We start from the raw sequence: 19,825 nt of genomic DNA on the forward strand, positions 1-19,825 counted from the left end.
TAATCTATTCTGCAATTACCGGTTCGGCCATAGTTTCGTAAAAATCTTCGGTAATTGCAGGGCTGTCAAAGTTTTCCCAAATGATTATTGACCTTTCATTTTCAGGGCGTTCTTCCCATTTTTTTTCTACCATTATCGGTGCGGGGATTTCATTCGCCTCGCCCCAGCTAGGATTCTTTACAATTGCTACGGCTACCATGTCGAAAAGTGCTCTTGAAGGAGGGTTTCCATGCAGGTCAATGTGTTCGAATAGGTCTACCGCATAGTCGCCAAAGTTGGTGAAAGCACCACCATGCCTGCCTTCAATAGGTTCTGAAGTAGGACCAGCACCCGGCATTTTATCAGCAATTTCGGCAGGGGTAGCTCTTACGGCATCCGAACCGCTTGATTTGCCATAGCGGACCATTACCATTTCAAAAGGCACATCTTGGTCTAAAATATAATTCATGGAAGGAATATCATTTTCAAGGTTGTATTCGCCTGGCTCAGGGTAGTTTGAGCCTAACCACACAATTCTGACCTTGTCTTTTATATCGGGAGCTTTTATTAGTGCCAAAGCGATGTTGGTCAACTTGCCCACTGGCAGTAGAACTAATTTTTGCTTGCGAAGCTTTCTTGCTTCGGCAATGATAAATTCTACTGCATCACTTCCATCGTAATTGGCGTCGTTTATCGAACTTCTTATTTCTTCAAAAGAAGCACTTGCACCTGAATACAATGGGATTTTACCCTCTACTCCGCAGAGCTGCATAACCCGTTCAGCCTCTTCGAATTGCTCTTCTATTCCCCCGCCGTTATTGGTTACATTCACCGTTACGCCAACTACATCAAATACATCTCCGTTAAAAAACGCATAAGCCAAGGCATGCTGATCATCCAGTTCGTTGTTTGCATCCGTATCGATCAAAATGGGTATTTTGGTTGATTTAGCTCTTTGATCTAACGTAGGTGGTGCTTGCTCCTCTTTTTTTTGTTCATTTTTTGAACATCCAATGAAAATTAGGGATAAAAATAGGCTAAGAAAAAGTGATGTGAATGTGGATCGTTTCATATTGTTTTTCATGTTTATAACATGCTTTTAGTCTTCGGTACAAACCTACGGAATTCGCCATCGACAAAAACAGATTTTACATCGGAAATTTTTCTGGTTGGTGAAAATTACTGCTTTATTCCTTTATTGCCTCGTACATAGCCTCGTGGATTTGCTGGTAAATTTCGAGTTGATACGTTTTGCGGTTGGTTCGGGTAGGGTAGACCCTGTTGGAGAGGAAGACAAGTAGCAAACCATTTTCAGGATCAGCCCAGGTGAATGTGCCTGTGAAACCCGAGTGCCCAAAGCTTCTTTCGCTGGCGGCAACGGCAGGAAAACCATTTTCCAAATCTTCCAATCTTGGCTTATCGAAGCCCAAGCCTCTCCTGCTCCCTTCATCTTTGAATTGGTAGCTGGTAAATTCTTGGAGCGTTTCTTCTTTCAAATAACGCTTACCTTCATATTCGCCACCATTTAGGTACATTTGAATAAGCTTGGCTAAGCTTTCAGCATTGGCGAAGAGCCCTGCATTTCCCGAGACACCGCCAAGCATCGCTGCCGCTTCGTCGTGTACGTAACCTTGAACAAGCCTTTTCCTAAATACTGAATCGAATTCGGAAGGGACAATCTCTTCCATTGGGAATTTATTCCAAGGGTTAAAGGTCAGTCGGTCTGCCCCAAGCGGACCGTAAAATCGTTCCCTCACGCGAGACTCCATCTCCTGTCCCGTTAAGTTTTCAATAATTTGAGGATAGAGCAAAAAGGAAAGGCCTGAATATTTGTATTCACGAACAGGTTCTAGTGCCGATTTCTTAATTGCTTTGTAAATTTTCTTTCTATATTTTTCATGTAGAAAAAGACTGTCGCTCACTTTAACAGAATACTTTTTCTTAGGCTTTTCTTTAAATGTTCGCCATTTGAATTTGCCATTTTTCTTGACTGCGTTTGCCCAGTATACGATGTAAGGTTTTAGTTGTGCTTGATGCGCCAACACTTCCCTTACCGTCATTTTTTCTTTATCCGTCCCTTGGAAGTCATCCCAATAAGTGGCAAAAGGCTCGTCAAGCTTGATTTTTTCTTCCTCATAAAGTTGCATGAGCAAAGGGAGTGCTGCGCTGATTTTGCTGATAGATGCTAGGTCGTACAAGTGGTTCAGTTCGACTGCCAGATTTTGTTCATATGTGTGGAAGCCATATGCTTTTTGAAATACGGTTTCCCCATTCCTTGCTACCAACACTTGGCAACCTGGAAATGCCTCTTCACTTAATCCCAGCTCAACAATAGAATCTATTTTTTGGCTGAGAAATGTGGTGTCCATACCGACTAAAAGAGTAGGGTTTTGCAAACTGTCTTGAGCAAAAAGTAACGGATAGAAGCACAGAAATAGGAGAAATGTAGCTGGGTAAATAATTAGTTTCATAATGTGGTTGGTTTTAATTCCACCAAAATAGTGTTTTTGTTCCTAACCGCTTAAAAAGTTGGACTGGTTTAGTAGCCTAAAACCAGAACGATAATGATAGACGATCTACTGAAGAATGCCCGCAGGACAGCAAGTGGCAGAAGGGTCCTAAGCTCGGCACAAAAAGCCACCATTGTTGAGGATTGGGAAGATTCCGGGCTATCTTGCCCCGAGTACTGCCGCAGGTACGGGTTAATCGCCAGCCAACTTTACAAATGGCGTTCAGACGCAAAATCAGGGGCCGTCATGGGAATCAAAAATGATGGGGAACTACATTCCAAGTCCGAGCTGGAGATGCTCAGAAGACAGAACGAAGAACTCAAGAAAGCTTTGGGAGAGGCTACGCTGGATATCAAGATCCTTAAAAAAAAGTTGGAATGGGACGCACAGAGAAACAAGAAGTCGAATCGCTATCCCAACAGTTCCAATTCTTGCATGACAACGGGCCTGAGTATATAGAGAATAACCTAAGAAAGCAGATCGCGTTATGGCATATTGCCGATTGCAGCACACCCGTTTACTCTCCGCAGTCAAATGGCATGTGCGAGGCTTTTAATGGCACTTTCAAAAGAGATTACGTATATGAGAGCTGTCTGGACAATCCTGAAATGATATATAGCCAGATACGGGGATGGATAGATGAATACAACCAATATGCGCCACATTCGGCATTGGATATGAAAACACCGAATGAATTTTATAACTTTAAAACCGCTGCATGACCAGTTCAGTTTTTAAGCGGAAAGAGCATTTTTAGCATGAATCTAAAACCGGAATTCTTAAAGTTAGAGCATGTTTAAAAATTTAATTCATGTTTTCTTTTGAGCCTGTTGAGTATTATTTGGCAGTTTTGCCATAGCACCCAAGCTTCTTGGCTTTTTGTGGTCTTTTCATAGTCCTTGGACAGCCTCCTGAAGAAATTGAGCGTCCCGAAAGTCCTTTCCGTGACCCACCTCCACTTGATGGGCACGAAGCCCTTGGCGGTCGGTGGGCAAGAGGAAATCTCGACCCCCACACCCCTGATATTTTCCTCCACCCAGCCCATGAAGCCTTCTTTGTAGGCATGGTCGGCCAGTATCTTCTTAATCCTATCCAGGTAGCCCAGCAAGGGGTCGGCCACCCGTTGCCCTGCCGCCCCATCAGGCTCGTTGGCCGGGCCGGCGAGCACGCCCCATACCAACCCCAACGTGTCGGTGACCACGTGCCTTTTCCTGCCGTCCACCTTCTTGTTGCCGTCTATGCCGGTGTCCTGGCCTATGAAAGGCGCACACCTTACCGACTGGCTGTCAATGGATAGCATACTGGGGGTCTCCTTTTTGTTTTCCCCCACTCTCCATTTCTTGTTCAACTGGGCGTTGATACGCTCCAAGGTGTTGTCCTGTTTCCATCTGCGGAAATAATAATAGACACTCTGCCATGGGGGGTATCCACCGGAGAGGTTCCGCCATTGCATCCCCGTGCGCAAGATATAAAATATGCCATCCACCACGTCGCGCAAATCATATTTACGCTTTCTTTGCACAGGTAGGCATTCTTTGATATATTCCCATTGCTGGGCAGTCAATCGGCTTTGGTCGGTTTCCATAAACTTTGTTGTTTGGTCACTACAAAGTTTTGGGCTGCCTAGCTTTTTTCAAAATTTAAACATGCTCTTAGGAGACTTTTATAAACTATCTTTATTGTTGCTTAGAAGAGTATTTTTAGCTGAAAGTTAGTTAGAACTACTAGAAAAGAGAGTAAGTGAAAATGGATGGTTCTAAGTCAGGTTGATGTTAGTTTAGTTAATGATGTGCTTTGGGAAAGTGTAAATCATAGCAGGTTTATGTATTTTTAATCCGATAACATTATAAATATTCTTGTTGCTTTGTTTTATAGCAAACTTATGCAAATGTTTTAATTGGGTGATTTGCTATGATATTTTGCCAATAATAGTTAATATATATATTTCTGCTAAGAGCATGTTTAAATTTTGAAAAGAGCCGGGCAGGCTAAAACTTTGTAGTGACGAAACAACAAAGTTTATGGAAACAGGATATACCCGCTTGACCTCCCGGCAATGGCAATATATAAAAGAATATCTTCCCGTGGAAAGGAAACGCAAATATGACCTCAGGGACGTGGTGGACTCGATCTTGTACTGCATGCGCAGCGGACAGCAGTGGCGCAGCCTCTCGGGCGAGGGACGCCCTCCTTGGAATGTGGTATACTATTATTTCCGCAAGTGGCAGGGGGACAACACGCTTTTTCGGCTGAACGCGGCACTCAACCAACTAGAGCGCAAGAGGAAGGGCAAGAAGGCGACCCCGAGCATGCTTTCCATTGATAGCCAGTCGGTAAAGTGCGCGCCTTTTATCGGGCAGGACACGGGGCTGGACGGCAACAAGAAGGTGAACGGGAGAAAAAGGCACGTCATCACCGATACGCTCGGGCTGGTATGGGGAGTGGTCGCCACTGGCGCCAACGAGCATGACGGCACGATAGGGCAACGGGTGGTGGAGCCCCTCTTGGGCTACCTGCACAGGATGGAAAAGATCCTGGCAGACCAGGCCTATAAAAAGAAGTTCACCGGATGGGTAGAGGACAACATAAGGGGCGTAGAGGTCGAGATATCCTCTTGTCCCCCAACCCCCAGGGGCTTTGTGCCCATCAAGTGGAGATGGGTCACCGAGAGGACATTCGGCACGTTCAATTTCTTCCGGAGGCTGTCCAAAGACTATGAAAAAACTACCAAAAGCCAAGAAGCTTGGGTTTTATGGCAAAACTGCCAAATAATACTTAATAGGATCAAAAAAATGCCTATTTAAAATTTTTAAACATGATCTAATGCTTTCTTGTTTGTGCAATATGTGTTAGAATAATTTTGTTCTTTTATATAGGTATTTAATGAAAATGAAATAGACTATATCAATGATTAGCTCACAAAGATTTTTAATTGGAGTATTCTTGTATTTATTGTTTTGTACAGACGCTTATGGTCAGCTGAGCAATAGAATTCATGAGCAGTTAAGGTTCAAGTATATTACAATTGATGATGGAATAGCTAACAATAGGGTACGTGGGCTTGGACAGGATAAATATGGATTTATTTGGATAGGCACTCGAAAAGACATCTCCCGTTTTGATGGTTATTCTGTAAAGTCCTACACGCAGTTTTATAGGGAGGCAGATTCGACTTTTGTCGACTTTGATGAATCACGAGATATTTTTAGTGATTCAAGGGGTACACTTTGGGCAGTTGGAAGATATGGTATTTGTTATTTTGACTGGGTAAAAGACCAGTTTGTAACTTTCAATGTACTTGAAAAGAATCTGGTTACCCAATGTAGCGAGGTTGGTGAGGACAGTAAGGGCTGTCTATGGTTTTCAACAAATCGTGGGATTTTGAAGTATGACCCAAATACGCAAAAGCCTGAATTGTTTACTCAAGAAGATGATTACCCAAAAGCGCCCAAAGAAGGTTCGCTGTTTAAGCTCGTTGTAGCATCCAATGATGATGTTTGGTTTGGTTATTTAAAAAATGGAGTAGGGCGTTATAGTGCTGAAGAAGGTGTTTTTTATCATTATACAAGCTTGCCAACAGATCCAACTACTCTTGGTGAAAACCGAATAGAGAGGTTGTATGAAGATAAAGAAGGGAATATTTGGGTAGGTCATAATAATAATGGCGCATCAAAATATGATTATGAATCTGGTACCTTCAAAAGGTACATGCCAGAGAAAGAAAGGAAAGAATCTGGCAGGGTCAGAGGGATTGTTGAAGATAGCCAAGGAAACTTTTGGTTTGGCACTCAGGCAGGTTTGTACCTGTTCGATAAGGAGGCTGAAACTTTCAGACGTTATGCCTACGCCGAACACCCAATGTCAACGTTAAGCCATAATTCGATTCAGACCATGATGGTTGATAACCAAGAGGGTTTGTGGCTTGGAACCATCGCTGGAGGTGTTTCTTATACAAATTTGAATTCTTCAGGAATTGTTCGCTATGACTACAGCAAAATACCAAGCGAATATTTTCTAAACGATAAAAGTGTTTATTCCCTAGCTTTTGATAAGAATGAAGATATTTGGGTAGGTACAGAAAATGGAGGACTGAATTTCCTAAACCGAAATACGGGTAAGTTTACCTATTTTAGGTTTGATCCAGACGATAACAATACTCCAAGATCGAATAATATTAAGGATATCCATATTGATGGAAGGGGAGTAGTTTGGTTTGGAACTTACAGAGGAGGGATGAGTAAATACAATCCTTATACAAATCAATTCAAGAATTATCTTACTACAGATAAATACCCTAAGGGTAAAGGCGATGAAACTATCTATTGTGTGTTTCCAGATAACATAGATGATGATTTGCTATGGGTTGCTACTACCGACCAGCTTTTTACTTTTGATAAACAGAAAGAAATATTTACGCTGGTTAACCCCAACAATCCAGACTATTCGAATGCGCCAGATAGGTTGAGGATAAAGGATGTTTGCCATGCTCCTGATGATAAATTGGTTTTTGGGACAAGAGGGGTGTTTATCTTGAATAGAAAAACCAATGAGTTTGATATGATCACCGAAGTTGAAGGAGACCGTATCAATACGACTGATTTTGTGATGGTAGATAGCAAAGGTTTTTTATGGGCTTCTATAAATTCCGAGTACCTTATCCGGGTAGATTTGGATACGAAAGAAATTCTTAAGATTGATGAAGGTAAGAACCTGCCTAAAAAGGTGAGCTATTTGGAAGCGGCTGAAGATCATGAAGGGAATTTGTGGCTAAGTTCAAGCAACGGGCTTTATAAGTTTGAGGGGATAATTGAGACTCCTGAATCTTTTGTTGTTCATCACTATGATAAGTCCAATAATGTTCAGAGCCGTGAGTATAATTATCACTCAATAGCGGTTAGTCCTTCTGGAGAAATCTTATTTGGGGGTATAAATGGGTTCAACTCCTTTCAACCTAAAAATGTAAAACCAAATCCTTATAAACCCAATATTTTAATGACGGAATTTGAGGTTTTTGGAAATGAAGTGGGAGTAGGTGAAAATGTAGAAGGAGAGGTGTTGCTTGAAAAGCCGATTCAAGAAGTACAAGAGTTAGAGCTTCATCATAAAATTGATATTTTCTCATTTTATTTTACGGGACTTCACTATGTCGCTCCTCAAAATAATAAGTACAAATATAAACTAGAGGGCTTTGATAAAGACTGGAAAGTAGTAGATGCATCTGTCCGTGCTGTTACTTATTCAAACATTCCTAGTGGAGAATATGTGTTTAAGGTTGATGGGACGAATAACGATGGTGTATGGAGTGATGCAGGGGTTTCCCTTAAAGTTACGATGCTCCCTCCATGGTGGGAAACTTGGTGGTTTCGATTGATAGCCGCAGTGTTGGTTGTGGGTGGATCAGTGGGCTTTTATCGTTATAGAACATATGCGCTGAAGCAGCAGAAAAAGCTTTTAGAGAAAAAAGTAACAGAACGAACTACAGAATTACAGAAAGCTAACGAGGAAATACATGTTCGGAACGAGGAAATGGCACAACAGGCGGAAGAGCTGGAACAGCAGCGTGATTACTTGCAAAATGCCAATGAGGCAATTTCTCAAAAAAATGAATTGATTACTTCTAGTATTAATTATGCCCAACGTATTCAAGAAGCAATTTTGCCCATGGATGAAGAACTATCTCGCCAATTTGATGACCATTTTGTTCTATTCCGTCCTCGAGACGTGGTCTCAGGAGACTTCTATTGGATGTATGAGGGTGAAGAAATTACTTTTATTGCCGTAGTTGATTGTACGGGACATGGAGTTCCAGGGGCATTTATGAGTATGATAGGGAGTTCGTTGCTCAGTAGAATAGTAGGTGAAATGAAAATAACTGAGCCTGCTATGGTCCTAGCAAACCTTCATCATGAGATTGTGAAGGCATTGAGGCAAGAAACAACATATAACCGAGATGGGATGGATATGGCTTTGTGCGCCATCTATAAAAATACCGAAAACCCTAAGTTGGTTTTTGCTGGAGCCAAAAGCTCTTTGTTTGTACGCCAGCCCAATGGAGTAGGCATAGAAGAATTTGTGAGTAGTAGAATGTCTGTGGGAGGGAGTAAGGTAGAGAAGGTTTCCTTTACATCTGAAGAGTTGGAATTTGAAAAAGGATCAACCATTTACCTCACAACCGATGGGTATATAGACCAGCATCGTGCTTCTGATAGGAGAAGATTAGGTAGAAAAAGGTTTAACGAACAATTAGAAAATGGAAAAGGGCTTCCTCTTTCAAAACAGAAGGAAAGATTAAATCAATTCCTAGTAGAGTTTATGGGGGATGAACCTCAAAGGGACGATATTGCTGTAGTTGGTATAAAGCTTTGAGATGGTATAAGTATTTTGGTAGTGTCCTACAAGATCTGATGTGTATGGTTTCTGTTCAATATAACCATTTTCATTGCCATCTCATGGAACTTGTTTTTCTTTGAAAAACATGTCGTCCTCCTGACGGTTCTTTTGTTCCTTGCCCTTAAAGACGTGTTGACCCCTTCGATATCCTTGGTGAAGCTTTTGCCTATCAGGTGCTTAGTATAGGGCAATACCTTGGCGAACGCTTTCCAGTCATCGGTACAGAACCAATCGATGTCGGCATTTTCCAACCGCCCATAGAGCGACCTTGTCGTCCCCGTGTCCCTTTTCCCCCACTGCCATGTCAATATCTGCTTACTGCCCGGGCCATAGGCATATAACAGCCAGCGTTTATTTTTCTTTCTGCCCACATATGTCCAAAACTCGTCTATCCGCACCTTCTGGTGGCGCCCCGACACATCGGGCGGGTCGGTGTCCTGGAACATGCCCGACAAGCAGTTCGACACACATTGCTTGCTGATATGCAATATCTCGGCACAGTCCCTGATACCGTTGCACCTGCCCAACATCCTTGTTGCCAACCGTTTGACAAGGGGGCTTGCGCCCCAATAAAGGTATCCATGCTGGAAGTGCTTGCCACAGCCCCTGCACATGAACCGTTGGATACCTGCACGGGATTTGCCATTTTTTACTACATTGGCCCTATGGCAATGGGGACAATGGACTTTTGTTGTAATTTCGCACATTCAACAATTTTCCATATTTCCATTGCCTTTTGCAACCCATCAGATCTTCTAGGACACTACCAGTATTTTTAATGCTGTTGATTAGACGGGACACAAATACCACAAAAGCCGGGCTAAACCCGGCTTTTGTGGTATCTGATTGATGCAACTATTAAAAATTACATTTTATCTTTATCAACTTTTGCAGTGATAGAGAAGAATGAGTTCCCATCAGCTACTTCTCTAAATTCTATATCAAGTGGGTTTGCAGAAACAATGGCAACATGTATGAGCCCGATTCCCGCTCCTTTACTCTTTTCGCTTGAAGGTCTGCCTCTTTGAGACCTTCTATACTCTCTCAATTGTTCCATATCCATCGAATTAATAGTTTCGATGTTGTCAAGAAGTTCGTTAAGGTAATTTGTTTCTATAAGGTTGCCACATGAAAATATATAACTGTCCTCGTCTTCAGTGAGCAAAATGGTGCCAACACTATCTTTCCTACCATTGAAGCTTACTCTTTCAGCAGAATAGTAAAGAACGTTTTGAGCTAATTCCATAAAAATAGAAAATACTTTTCTGCTTGTTTTTGCGTCTTCTGAAAATTTGTTGCGGATATCGCTGCTAATTTCAGCTAAGATTACAGCAGTGACTGGTCCCTTGTAAAATATAAGGACATTCTTTTCATTTGTGCGGATGTAATAATCAAATAGGCTTAGCATTAGGTAGCTGTTTAAGGTTAATATTTTATTAAAGCTTTTATTCGTCGTAAGCTATAAGATCCATCTCAATACCAGTGTCAGCTATCATGTCTTCAGCATCCATTAAGCTATCTTCATCATCTTCAAGGTAATACCATTTTACATTCACAGGAGCTCCTGTTTCTTGGTAATTCTTCAAAAGCTTTAAAATATCAACAATTGACTTGGAAGAACTTGTGTTATAATAAGCTAATTTAATTTTAAATTCGATAGGCAAGGTGCCTGCAGATGTATATGTTTTAAGCCAATTGATTAATTTTTCATAGAACTGCCATGTGTCTTCAAGATAAGATTCTCCGGAAAGTTCGCAAGTACCTGTTATAGGGTCAAAGTTTACTTTTGGAATAAAGAACGTACCTTTTTCTTCCTTAATTTCTAGTTTTTCTAAGTTCAAAGTCTCCATAATGAAAAGTGAAGAATTAATTAATATACCTGATAATATTTTTCTATTCAGGTTCAAAACGTGATTACATACTTCTTATTACATCACGTATTACTGACAGCGAGGAGAGTTGCATTAATAAACATATGTTTGAACATATTTTTGCTTTGGGTTTTACATTAAAAACCAGTAGGATTAACCAAATATTGATACTGTTACAATAGAAAATATATGGAAAAAGCTTTGTTTTTATTAGAAAACAGCGCTCAATTAGCTAGCATACTTAAAAAAATGTCTCTTGAAGAGAAAGTAGCTCAGTTAATACATGTTGCTGGTTACTCCAATAGAGATGACTCTCATGAGGAATATTTGTTAACACTTATTGAAAAATATGGGATAGGAGGAATTATTTTTTTTCAAGGAACGCCTTCTGCACAAGCAGCAATTACAAATCGTTGCCAGGCAGCTTCCCAAATTCCATTGATGATTTCAATTGATGGAGAGTGGGGCTTGGGAATGAGGTTAGATGAGTCTATGGGCTTTCCATACCAACTAGCTCTAGGAGCTTTACAAGACAATACGTTGATTTACAAGATGGGCAAAGAAGTGGCGAGACAATGTAAGCGGATAGGTATCCATGTGAATTTTGCACCCGATGCCGACATTAATAATAACCCTAAAAACCCTGTAATAGGATTTCGTTCTTTTGGGGAGGACAAATATAAGGTGGCAGAAAAGTCAATTGCGTATATGAAAGGGTTGCAAGACGGGGGCGTGATGGCTTGTGGTAAGCATTTTCCCGGTCATGGAGATACTTCTACTGACTCGCATATGGCTTTGCCGGTTTTAGGGCATGATTTAGAGCGCTTAGAAGAAATGGAATTTTATCCCTTTAAAAGGTTGATAGAGGAAGGAGTGGCAAGCATGATGGTCGCTCATTTACAGCTGCCTGCCTTCGAGCCTAATAAAAATTTGGCGTCAACACTTTCCAAAAATATAGTTGATGGCTTGCTAAAGAAACACCTTGGCTTTGAAGGATTGATTTTTACAGATGCCTTAGATATGAAGGGAGTTTCTTCCTTTCATAAACCTGGAGTGGTGGACAAACTGGCTTTTATGGCTGGAAATGATGTTTTACTCTTTTCAGAAAACGTAGAGGCAGCGATAAATGAAATAATAAAGGGTGTTGAGAATGGTGAAATATTAGCATCAGAAATTGATGCGAGGTGTATGAAGATATTGAAAGCCAAAAAATGGTTGGGTGTATTTGACCAAAAGTCGGTTGAAACAGAAGGCTTGCACCAGGAATTGCATACAACTGAGGCATTAGCTCTCAATACCCAACTTTTTGACAAAAGCTTGACAAGAATTACCAATCATAAGAGCTTGCTGCCAATTAAAGCAGCTCAAAAAACATTATCTATTGCTTGGGTAAACGATAAGATGCAGGTTCCAGGGAAGGGAACAGAGCAGCTAATGCATCATCTGCTCATTCCAAATTCTGATAATGAAGAAGCTGGTGACATTACCTCTTTCCAGCAAAAGCTAAAGAAAAGTATTGATATTGAGTGTGTTTGTTTTAAAAATAATGAAATTGAACAGAACCTAGACACCTTGCAAAAGAGACTTTCTAAGGTTGATGTAGTGATTTTGAGCCTACATGGTTTGGAATTAAAACCAATCAATGATTTTGGGATCACTACCGAGTTGCTTACTCTTGTTAAGCTTATTTCGGAAAAGAGCAAAGTCATTATGCTTTTGCCCACAAGCCCGTATGCCTTGGAGAAATTTCCAAACCTCAAAGAATTGGACGAAATACTGGTGGCCTACCAAGAGAATTCTTTTACAATAGACTCTGTCATAAAAGCCCTTAAAGGGGATATAGTCCCAGAGGGTGTTTTGCCAGTATCAATAAAAGGCTTGTAGCGTTAAGCAAAAGGGTTATTAGTGTTGTCTTCTGAGCTATCAAAAACCCTAAGGGCAACTACTTCCGCTTGAGCTGTAAGTTCTCCATCGGCAAAAAGCTCACAGCTTAGTACCGTTTTCTTTTTTTTGATTTCAATGACTTTTGCCCTTAGCTCAATTTGGGAGTAGTTTGGGGTTGGTTTTAAATAACGGACGTTTAGTGTCCCTGTAGCATACCTATAGAAAGGAGAAGAGTCCAGTCCTCGGTTTTCAGCTCGGTAGGCTGCTGCCATAGCAGTGCCCATGCAGTGGCAATCTATCAAAGTGCCTATTACACCTCCGTTTAGGAGGTTTTTCCAGCCTTGGTGTTTCTTTTCTGCTTTCCACTTGCAAACGCTTTCTTCCCCTTCCCAATAACTTTTTATTTGTAGTCCATCGGGGTTTTCGTTTCCACAACCAAAGCAAATATTATCTTGCATATAATCTTGAAAAAACTCTTTTTTCATATTCCTTATGTGTTTTTATATGGATCAATTTGAGGGTGTTGATAGTAATCTTTACCTTATTTCTACATTACGCTTTTGGCAATCGAAAAAGTGTTTAATTTTGCCTACGCTTTAAAGGTAATTTTTTTGAAAAATAGTATACATATGATAAAAGTTAAATACCACCTATTCAACTATAATGTACAAGCTACTTTAATTAAAGTTGAAAAGTGTTGTGCTTCGCTTAGTGTTTGTAGAGCTTGCGTAAACTAATTCTTTTTCAAAAACTACCCTTACCTTATAGAGCATCGCCAATAGTAATCTTATGCCCAATATCGAACAGTCAGTCTTATTGCTGATAGTGCTTTCCATCATCTATTGCCTTTACAAGGATTTTGTAAAGCCTTCAGTAGTATTTTTGGCGGGTGCATTCATTCTAATGCTGTTGGGTATTATGCAACCCGTACAGTTCTTAAGTGGTTTTGGGAACCAATCTATAATGACGATCATGTTGCTGATTTTTATCTCGGCATCGCTTAAGAAAAACTTCAATATCAACGGAGTCTTTAAATGGCTTTTTTTTCCGGCCCAAACATTGCGTTCCTTTTTACTTATGATGATGGCATTTGCCGCAGGGGTATCTTCTTTTATAAATAATACTCCTATGGTAGCCGTTATGACACCTTATGTGTACGATTGGGGTAAAAAGAAAGGGATTCCCCCATCAAAGCTACTTATCCCTCTTTCTTATGCGACCATGCTTGGCGGGATGATTACCGTAATTGGTACTTCTACAAACCTTGTAATGAATGGTTTTTTGGTGCAAAGCAATGAGCAGCCCTTGACTTATGATGATTTTTGGATTCTGGGGTTGTTAGTGACTGTGGCTGGGTTGTTATTTATTCTGTTGTTTGGAAATATTTTGCTGCCATCCAACAAAGATTCTCTTGATCAATTTAAGGAACAATCAAGAGAGTATGTCGCTGAAGTGAAGCTGGCTTTGCATTCATCCCTTACGGGAAAAACGGTGAGAGAAGCACGTTTACGGAGTTTGAAAGGTGTTTATCTTACAGATATCATCCGAAATGGAGAGTTTATTTCCCCAGTTTCCCCCAGAGAGATTTTACAACCACAAGATAGGTTGATATTTGCTGGGGATACCGAGCAGCTTATAGAGCTTATCAAAGAAAATGGCTTGGTAGTTCCACAGCCAAATGGAACCAATGCCAATAGGCAAATCAACGTGATAGAAGTAGTGATTCCCTTTAACTCATCCCTAATTGGTAGGGTAGTAAAAGGGACGCATTTCCGTGAAAAATACGATGCGGCAATTTTGGCTATTCATAGGAATGGTGAGCGATTAAGTGGGAAAATTGGTGATGTAAGACTAGCCGTAGGAGACTTGTTGTTGATTACAATAGGAGACGAGTTCAACCAAAAAAACTCAGCTTTCAACGATTTATATGTTATCTCGGAGCTACAAAAGTTTGCTCCCAAAAACAACTTAAAAACGCGCTTGCTTTTTATATTATCGGGCTTACTGGTTGCGCTGTCACTGGTTGGCATAGTGAATCTTTTTGTATCCCTTTTTTCCATTGTGTTCTTATTGTTTCTCTTCAGAAAGTTCACCCTCGAAGACTTGAAGAATGCTTTGGATCTAGATCTTTGGGCTATCTTAGTTTGTGCTTTGGCATTAGGCGATGTAATGATTGAGACGGGCACTGCCGATTGGCTTACAGGTCATATTGTCGATGTATTAATGCCGTATGGGACTGAGGGACTACTGATTGGTATTTTCGTGATCACCGTATTGCTCACTTCTTTTATTACAAACACAGCAGCAATCTCGATCGCTTTCCCTTTGGCTTATAGCCTAATTCATACCTTAGGTATAGATGGAAAAGCTTTTTATGTAGCCATTACTTTTGCGGCCTCAGCTGCTTTTATGACTCCTATAGGTTATCAAACCAACCTCATGGTGTATGGACCAGGGGGCTACAATTTCAAAGATTATATGAGAATTGGGCTTCCGCTTACCATCCTTTACTCCATCATTTGTTTGGTGTACATTATGAATGTGTACCAGCTTTAGGGGCTCTATATATTGAGGAGATCTCTTAGTTTGATGAATAACAATGTTAAAACCTTATCATCATTTCCTTAGGTAAGTAAATCAGTGTTATTTCCTTTTTTTTGTTTTGGCATTGCCTGTTTTTTTACTCTCCCAAGCGGCTTATAATCTATTTATCTATAGTTTTTTTCTTAAGCTGTTGTTGTTCAGGACTTTTGTAGTCCTTTAAATATCACAAATTCCCTAATGTTTTTTCTTGTAATATTTATGCGAATAGAGTGGTGATTTGTAAAGAAAAGCTTGAAGAATAAAGTTTTATCACCATAGGTAATTCTACATAGATATTTCCCTTTAAATGGCTTTTGGAATAGCCTCGTTTAAAGGGAAACAAACTAAACTTAACAAACTGACTAAATGAGAAACCTCATACTAATTGCCATCCTCTTTGTGGCTAATTATGGATATGCCCAATTTGGAATAGAAAGCCAAGGCTCACCACTATATGCCATCGAACAAGAATTTCAGAAAAAAGGAGAAGTTTACTTATTAGATAAAGACGACTACTCTTCCCCAGATCAGTATTTCCAAACGCTGATAGACCAACCCCTCAACAGGTTTACAAACCTAGAACTCAAGTCTTCTCTTAATCACTCTTCCATTTATCATGCTACGGCTTCGGAAATAGAAACTGTTTATGGCAGTGCTGTTGCTGCAGAACCTGTATTGCATTTCTACGAAGGTAGATTAAGCAAAGTGTTGCTAGAGGCATCAGAAGCAAAAGGAATAGTAAGCGAGGAGCTGTTTAAAAGCTTGAAAAACAAGTTCGGCAAGCCTAATTACAAAGATAAATTTGAAATAGGAGCCAGTGAAGTAAGGGTATATCGCTGGGAAGGCTATAAAGTAAATGTGCAACTATTGGTGCAGGAAGAGGAAGGGGTTACGAGGCAGGCAATAGTGATTGAAGATAAACTGATGACGAAACTTGAAGAAGCTGACAAACAACAGAAGGAGTTCGTACAGCAAGAAATGTTGTTCTCCGATGTTCAAAGCATATTTCGTTGATTCTTGGTAACTGTTTTAATTAATTTTCCATAACTATTTTCTAAAAGCCCTCAACTTTGTTGGGGGCTTTTTTTGTCTAAAGAAGCGTGTTATAATATTCGAATATTCTTATTACATCTTGTCTATTTTTCAGTTTTAACTTTTTTTCTTTCATCATCAATTCTATATCTCTCAGTTTGTCCCCAAAAATGTGTTCGTTTTTTTTCAGGTTTTTATCAAGCAGAAGAACGTTTTTTCCATCCACCGCATAAAACTCTTGCACTATTTTTATATTCTTCTGAACCCTCACATTATAATCATAATAACTAGAGGAATTACTGGTAGAAACATCGGCTGTCCAGCGGGCAAATAGAGGCGTTTTCCCTTCAGACAAAACCTCGTAAATACCAACTAGGGGTACACCGTCAAACTGGTAGTTGTATCCATTTTCAAAATGTCGAATCTCTTTTGTTATTTCATTGTAAAGCTCAAAGCTTTTTATCAGTTTCAAATCAATTTTTTGGACATCATTTCCATCGGTTTTCAGCTCAATCTGGTTGCGCTCAAGGTCATAATTCATGTAATAGCCTTCAAGGGGAGGTAATTTACCTGTAAACTCTATTCTGCCCAACATATACTCCCTGTTCATCATGTTCGTGCCTCTGGTACTGTAGGTTACATAATTGTTCATCAACATACCAGAAGGGCCATAGCGATACCAAGGGTTGCCATAGCGATAGTACTGGGCTTCGGCTACCAAGCCAAACCCAAGAATACATAGTGAAAGAATTGCTATTTTTTTATATTTCATCTCAAGTTGTTTTGGTTTTTCTACTCTGAAGTCATGGGAATAAGTGTATGAAAATTACTTTGAGAAGTAGAGGAGGCTATTTATACTAACTGAAAAAACATCTACAGGGTTCGAACGATTTTTAAAGTCTACCATCCCAAATAACTGCATTTAGTATCATTTGGCTGATGTTCTTGTTTGCATAGTCGTCTGGGGTTTCCCCGGGTTGGAAATAGAAAATCAATCCCTTCTCATGCTTCTTATACCAAGCTGCGCGGTCTTGCATAAAGAGTGCATTGGTTCGGATATCGTAATACTTGAAGCCGCAAAGTACAGTTTTTTCTCTGCCATCAGTGTATTTATGATTGAGATAAGCTTCCGTTTTTTTGAGGGTAATGGCTGGATGTTTTCCTTGTACCGAGGGGAAATCGGAAGGGGTGTACAATACGTTTTTGCCCCATTTTACCTTGTTAGTGGTGATGAAATGATGGGGGTGAAGGTTTACTATTTCTTGGGAGATACCATTTTTCCCGTCGTGGAACCATCCATAGCCTCCACCTGGTTCAACAGGATGTTTTGAGAATTCGGCATGGTCGAGCTGGATTCCCAGAAAGCCGAAGAAGTACTTGTTGTTGGATTTTCCGCTGCTAATGGTATGGTGAAGGGCAATGAACTTACCCCCATTTTTGGTGTAATCTATAATGGCCAGCTCTGTTGGTTCAAATAGTTTACCATGGACAAATCCGATAACAGCATCAAAATTGGAAAAGTCTTTGGGAAGATGGTCTTGGTCAACTGTGGTGATCTTTAGCTTGCCTTCTTCTTCCAAAAACTTTATCAGCACTTCCATCTGGGGCATTTCATCTTGTACTATAAGTACATTTTGGGCTTGTGCCGAACCTAAAAAAAGCACCGCCAATACAGTACTCATAAAAAATAGCTTCATGTTTTTCATTTTCAAATTAGGGTTTTGTGAGTTGTGTTTCCAGTTGAAGCAATTTAGAAAAGACTTTGCCGAATTCATTACTTTTGCCAAATAACCTTTGCCACTCTTTATGAAATTAGAGATTTTATACCAAGATGATAGAATAGTTGCCATCAACAAACCTGCTGGGCTGATGGTACACCGTAGCTCTATGGATACGCTAGAAACAGTATTTGTCCTCCAGCTGCTTCGCGATCAACTTGGGCAACATGTTTTCCCCGTCCATCGCTTAGATAGGAAAACCTCAGGAGTGTTGATGTTCGCTTTAGATAGCGAAACTACCCGTTTGCTGCAAGCTGAGTTGGAGAAAGAGGAAACGACGAAGAAGTATATAGCCATAGTGCGAGGATATTTCCCCCAAGAAATGCATTTGGACTATGCGCTTAGCAACGATAGGGGGAATGTTCAAGATGCGGTTACGGATTTTGAACTCGTAAAAACAACCGAGTTGCCAGTTCCCTTTGGAAAGCATCAAACCTCCCGCTATTCCCTCATTGAAGCCTATCCTAAGACAGGGCGCACTCACCAGATCAGGAAGCATTGCAGTCACTTGCGCCACCCGATCATAGGTGATAGAAAACACGGCTGCAACAAGCAAAATAAACTTTTTACAGAAAAATGGAGGCTAGATGGGATGATGCTACATGCCGAATCTCTTTCCATTGTTCATCCTTATTCTGGAAAGGAAATGCTTTTCACAGCCGGTGAAAATGAGGAGTTTAAAAGAATGAAAAGTGAGTTGAGCTTGGGGTGAGTTTTAGATCACGCTCAGTTCTCACCAAGCGTGATATATGTTTTTGTGAAGTGGTAAGTTAAACTTTTACAGGCTTTCCATTTTCATTCGACTGATAAACCGCCTCTTGGATTTTTAGATTTTTCAAATAATCGAGCGCATTGGTTTCGAATTCTTTTCCGGAGATCAGGCTTTTTACAAAATGTTTCTTCGTAAAATACACGCAATCTCCTGCGAAATTTTTTCTTTCATGGGCGTAACTATGCTCTTTTTCGGGTTCTCCTAGTTTCTGCACGGTAATTTTCCCATCCAATGAAAGGCGAATGGTTCCTCCGTCGCCTTCCAAAAGATACGTGCCGAAAGTATAGCGAGGGTTTTCATGGTTCGATTCGTTGTAGCGGTTGCCATCGAACAAGCCATTTGCACCGTTCTTAAAAGAAAGAAATAGCATTCCCGCATCTTCGCCGGCAATGTGCTGGTTGAGCTTTTTTAGCTTGGCATATACTTCCGTTACTTCTCCAGCAAGGTAACGAAATGTATCGATTACATGGATGCCGGTTTCGTGGATCAGCAGCTTTGGCATGGTTCGGAAATAGGGTTGGCGGGAAAGGTACGCATCGTCTGGCCAACCGTCGCCCATCCGCATTTGGCAGGCAATGTTGAAAAGCCGATCGCCAATTATGCCGCTTTCAAGAAGTTTTTTAATTTCCCTGTGCCAAGGTTGGAAACGGAAATTTTCATGCACCATAAACCGAATACCTGTTTCGCTTACATCCTGCACCAATTTTTCGGCTTCAGCGAAGGTAGGAGCAAGAGGCTTTTGGCAAATTACATGGATTCCCCGTTTGGCAGCTTCCATGGTAAGCGAATAATGTGAAGTAGGTGGGGTTATGATATCTACAAAGTCGGGCTTTTCCTTCTCCAGCATCTCGATAAAGTCGGTATAGCCATTTGGGATGTTATATTTCTCGCAAGTAGCTTTTACTTTTTCTTCGTCCAAATCGCACATGGCAACCAGCTCCACTTCGGGAATCCTATTCCAAGCGTCGTAATGGAACTGACCAAAATATCCTGCACCTATTGCAACTCCTTTTAGCATGTTTTTTA

At 40.6% G+C, this 19,825-nt stretch carries 17 protein-coding genes; 7 read left to right on the plus strand and 10 right to left on the minus strand.

Annotation, left to right across the window (positions count from 1 at the left end; translation table 11 throughout):
* Positions 1-4: 4 nt before the first annotated feature.
* Positions 5-1,051 carry a nucleoside hydrolase gene (locus R9C00_08720; protein WPO37530.1) on the minus strand — a complete coding sequence of 349 codons (1,047 nt, stop codon included), beginning with the start codon at positions 1,049-1,051 and terminating at the stop codon, positions 5-7.
* A gap of 115 nt (positions 1,052-1,166) precedes the next feature.
* Complete coding sequence (locus tag R9C00_08725; protein ID WPO37531.1) at positions 1,167-2,450, minus strand: serine hydrolase; 1,284 nt, start codon at positions 2,448-2,450, stop codon at positions 1,167-1,169.
* A gap of 416 nt (positions 2,451-2,866) precedes the next feature.
* On the opposite strand from R9C00_08725, the gene R9C00_08730 reads away from it, so the two are divergent.
* Positions 2,867-3,211 carry an integrase core domain-containing protein gene (locus tag R9C00_08730; GenBank protein ID WPO37532.1) on the plus strand — a complete coding sequence of 115 codons (345 nt, stop codon included), beginning with the start codon at positions 2,867-2,869 and terminating at the stop codon, positions 3,209-3,211.
* A 74-nt stretch (positions 3,212-3,285) separates the two neighbouring features.
* Here the strand turns inward: R9C00_08730 and R9C00_08735 are convergent, their stop codons facing one another.
* Positions 3,286-4,074 (minus strand): IS5 family transposase, encoded by a 789-nt coding sequence (locus tag R9C00_08735; protein ID WPO37533.1) that lies wholly within the window; start codon positions 4,072-4,074, stop codon positions 3,286-3,288.
* Positions 4,075-4,510: 436 nt separating this feature from the next.
* On the opposite strand from R9C00_08735, the gene R9C00_08740 reads away from it, so the two are divergent.
* Both R9C00_08740 and R9C00_08745 read left to right on the plus strand, forming a co-directional pair.
* A complete protein-coding gene (locus tag R9C00_08740) occupies positions 4,511-5,293 on the plus strand; it encodes an IS5 family transposase (protein ID WPO37534.1) in 783 nt (260 codons plus the stop codon).
* Positions 5,294-5,396: 103 nt separating this feature from the next.
* Positions 5,397-8,855 carry a two-component regulator propeller domain-containing protein gene (locus tag R9C00_08745; protein WPO37535.1) on the plus strand — a complete coding sequence of 1,153 codons (3,459 nt, stop codon included), beginning with the start codon at positions 5,397-5,399 and terminating at the stop codon, positions 8,853-8,855.
* A gap of 26 nt (positions 8,856-8,881) precedes the next feature.
* On the opposite strand, the gene R9C00_08750 is transcribed toward R9C00_08745, so the two are convergent.
* The 3 genes from R9C00_08750 to R9C00_08760 all read right to left on the minus strand — a co-directional run bounded on the left by R9C00_08750 (position 8,882) and on the right by R9C00_08760 (position 10,729).
* Positions 8,882-9,586, minus strand: coding sequence for an IS1 family transposase (locus R9C00_08750; GenBank protein WPO37536.1), 705 nt, complete (start codon positions 9,584-9,586; stop codon positions 8,882-8,884).
* Between the two features lie 158 nt (positions 9,587-9,744).
* A complete protein-coding gene (locus tag R9C00_08755; protein ID WPO37537.1) occupies positions 9,745-10,287 on the minus strand; it encodes a SiaB family protein kinase in 543 nt (180 codons plus the stop codon).
* 37 nt (positions 10,288-10,324) lie between these two features.
* Positions 10,325-10,729 carry a DUF1987 domain-containing protein gene (locus tag R9C00_08760; protein WPO37538.1) on the minus strand — a complete coding sequence of 135 codons (405 nt, stop codon included), beginning with the start codon at positions 10,727-10,729 and terminating at the stop codon, positions 10,325-10,327.
* Between the two features lie 270 nt (positions 10,730-10,999).
* Here R9C00_08760 and R9C00_08765 point away from each other — a divergent pair, with 270 nt between their 5' ends.
* Complete coding sequence (locus R9C00_08765) at positions 11,000-12,634, plus strand: glycoside hydrolase family 3 N-terminal domain-containing protein (protein ID WPO37539.1); 1,635 nt, start codon at positions 11,000-11,002, stop codon at positions 12,632-12,634.
* A 2-nt stretch (positions 12,635-12,636) separates the two neighbouring features.
* On the opposite strand, the gene R9C00_08770 is transcribed toward R9C00_08765, so the two are convergent.
* Positions 12,637-13,119 (minus strand): PaaI family thioesterase, encoded by a 483-nt coding sequence (locus R9C00_08770; GenBank protein WPO37540.1) that lies wholly within the window; start codon positions 13,117-13,119, stop codon positions 12,637-12,639.
* 304 nt (positions 13,120-13,423) lie between these two features.
* Between R9C00_08770 and R9C00_08775 the strand changes: the two genes are divergently transcribed.
* Positions 13,424-15,190: an SLC13 family permease gene (locus R9C00_08775; GenBank protein WPO37541.1), complete on the plus strand. Its 1,767-nt coding sequence runs from the start codon at positions 13,424-13,426 to the stop codon at positions 15,188-15,190.
* Between the two features lie 393 nt (positions 15,191-15,583).
* A complete protein-coding gene (locus R9C00_08780; GenBank protein WPO37542.1) occupies positions 15,584-16,231 on the plus strand; it encodes a hypothetical protein in 648 nt (215 codons plus the stop codon).
* 76 nt (positions 16,232-16,307) lie between these two features.
* Here the strand turns inward: R9C00_08780 and R9C00_08785 are convergent, their stop codons facing one another.
* Together R9C00_08785 and R9C00_08790 are read right to left on the minus strand one after the other, a co-directional pair.
* Positions 16,308-17,021, minus strand: coding sequence for a hypothetical protein (locus R9C00_08785; GenBank protein WPO37543.1), 714 nt, complete (start codon positions 17,019-17,021; stop codon positions 16,308-16,310).
* A 121-nt stretch (positions 17,022-17,142) separates the two neighbouring features.
* Positions 17,143-17,955 (minus strand): ThuA domain-containing protein, encoded by an 813-nt coding sequence (locus tag R9C00_08790; protein WPO37544.1) that lies wholly within the window; start codon positions 17,953-17,955, stop codon positions 17,143-17,145.
* Positions 17,956-18,055: 100 nt separating this feature from the next.
* Between R9C00_08790 and R9C00_08795 the strand changes: the two genes are divergently transcribed.
* The gene (locus R9C00_08795) at positions 18,056-18,739 is read left to right on the plus strand and encodes a pseudouridine synthase (protein ID WPO37545.1); all 684 of its coding nucleotides are present in this window, start codon (positions 18,056-18,058) and stop codon (positions 18,737-18,739) included.
* A gap of 58 nt (positions 18,740-18,797) precedes the next feature.
* Here the strand turns inward: R9C00_08795 and R9C00_08800 are convergent, their stop codons facing one another.
* Complete coding sequence (locus tag R9C00_08800; GenBank protein ID WPO37546.1) at positions 18,798-19,817, minus strand: Gfo/Idh/MocA family oxidoreductase; 1,020 nt, start codon at positions 19,815-19,817, stop codon at positions 18,798-18,800.
* Positions 19,818-19,825: the final 8 nt, after the last annotated feature.

It is taken from the genome of Flammeovirgaceae bacterium SG7u.111 (assembly GCA_034044135.1).
In the GTDB taxonomy this organism is placed as follows: domain Bacteria; phylum Bacteroidota; class Bacteroidia; order Cytophagales; family Flammeovirgaceae.

Coding starts and splice junctions, on each gene's coding strand:
- R9C00_08720 (WPO37530.1), bottom strand. CDS start 1,051: ATGAAACGATCCACATTCACATCACTTTTTCTTAGCCTATTTTTATCC.
- R9C00_08725 (WPO37531.1), bottom strand. CDS start 2,450: ATGAAACTAATTATTTACCCAGCTACATTTCTCCTATTTCTGTGCTTC.
- R9C00_08730 (WPO37532.1), top strand. CDS start 2,867: ATGGGACGCACAGAGAAACAAGAAGTCGAATCGCTATCCCAACAGTTC.
- R9C00_08735 (WPO37533.1), bottom strand. CDS start 4,074: ATGGAAACCGACCAAAGCCGATTGACTGCCCAGCAATGGGAATATATC.
- R9C00_08740 (WPO37534.1), top strand. CDS start 4,511: ATGGAAACAGGATATACCCGCTTGACCTCCCGGCAATGGCAATATATA.
- R9C00_08745 (WPO37535.1), top strand. CDS start 5,397: ATGATTAGCTCACAAAGATTTTTAATTGGAGTATTCTTGTATTTATTG.
- R9C00_08750 (WPO37536.1), bottom strand. CDS start 9,586: ATGTGCGAAATTACAACAAAAGTCCATTGTCCCCATTGCCATAGGGCC.
- R9C00_08755 (WPO37537.1), bottom strand. CDS start 10,287: ATGCTAAGCCTATTTGATTATTACATCCGCACAAATGAAAAGAATGTC.
- R9C00_08760 (WPO37538.1), bottom strand. CDS start 10,729: ATGGAGACTTTGAACTTAGAAAAACTAGAAATTAAGGAAGAAAAAGGT.
- R9C00_08765 (WPO37539.1), top strand. CDS start 11,000: ATGTCTCTTGAAGAGAAAGTAGCTCAGTTAATACATGTTGCTGGTTAC.
- R9C00_08770 (WPO37540.1), bottom strand. CDS start 13,119: ATGAAAAAAGAGTTTTTTCAAGATTATATGCAAGATAATATTTGCTTT.
- R9C00_08775 (WPO37541.1), top strand. CDS start 13,424: ATGCCCAATATCGAACAGTCAGTCTTATTGCTGATAGTGCTTTCCATC.
- R9C00_08780 (WPO37542.1), top strand. CDS start 15,584: ATGAGAAACCTCATACTAATTGCCATCCTCTTTGTGGCTAATTATGGA.
- R9C00_08785 (WPO37543.1), bottom strand. CDS start 17,021: ATGAAATATAAAAAAATAGCAATTCTTTCACTATGTATTCTTGGGTTT.
- R9C00_08790 (WPO37544.1), bottom strand. CDS start 17,955: ATGAAAAACATGAAGCTATTTTTTATGAGTACTGTATTGGCGGTGCTT.
- R9C00_08795 (WPO37545.1), top strand. CDS start 18,056: ATGAAATTAGAGATTTTATACCAAGATGATAGAATAGTTGCCATCAAC.
- R9C00_08800 (WPO37546.1), bottom strand. CDS start 19,817: ATGCTAAAAGGAGTTGCAATAGGTGCAGGATATTTTGGTCAGTTCCAT.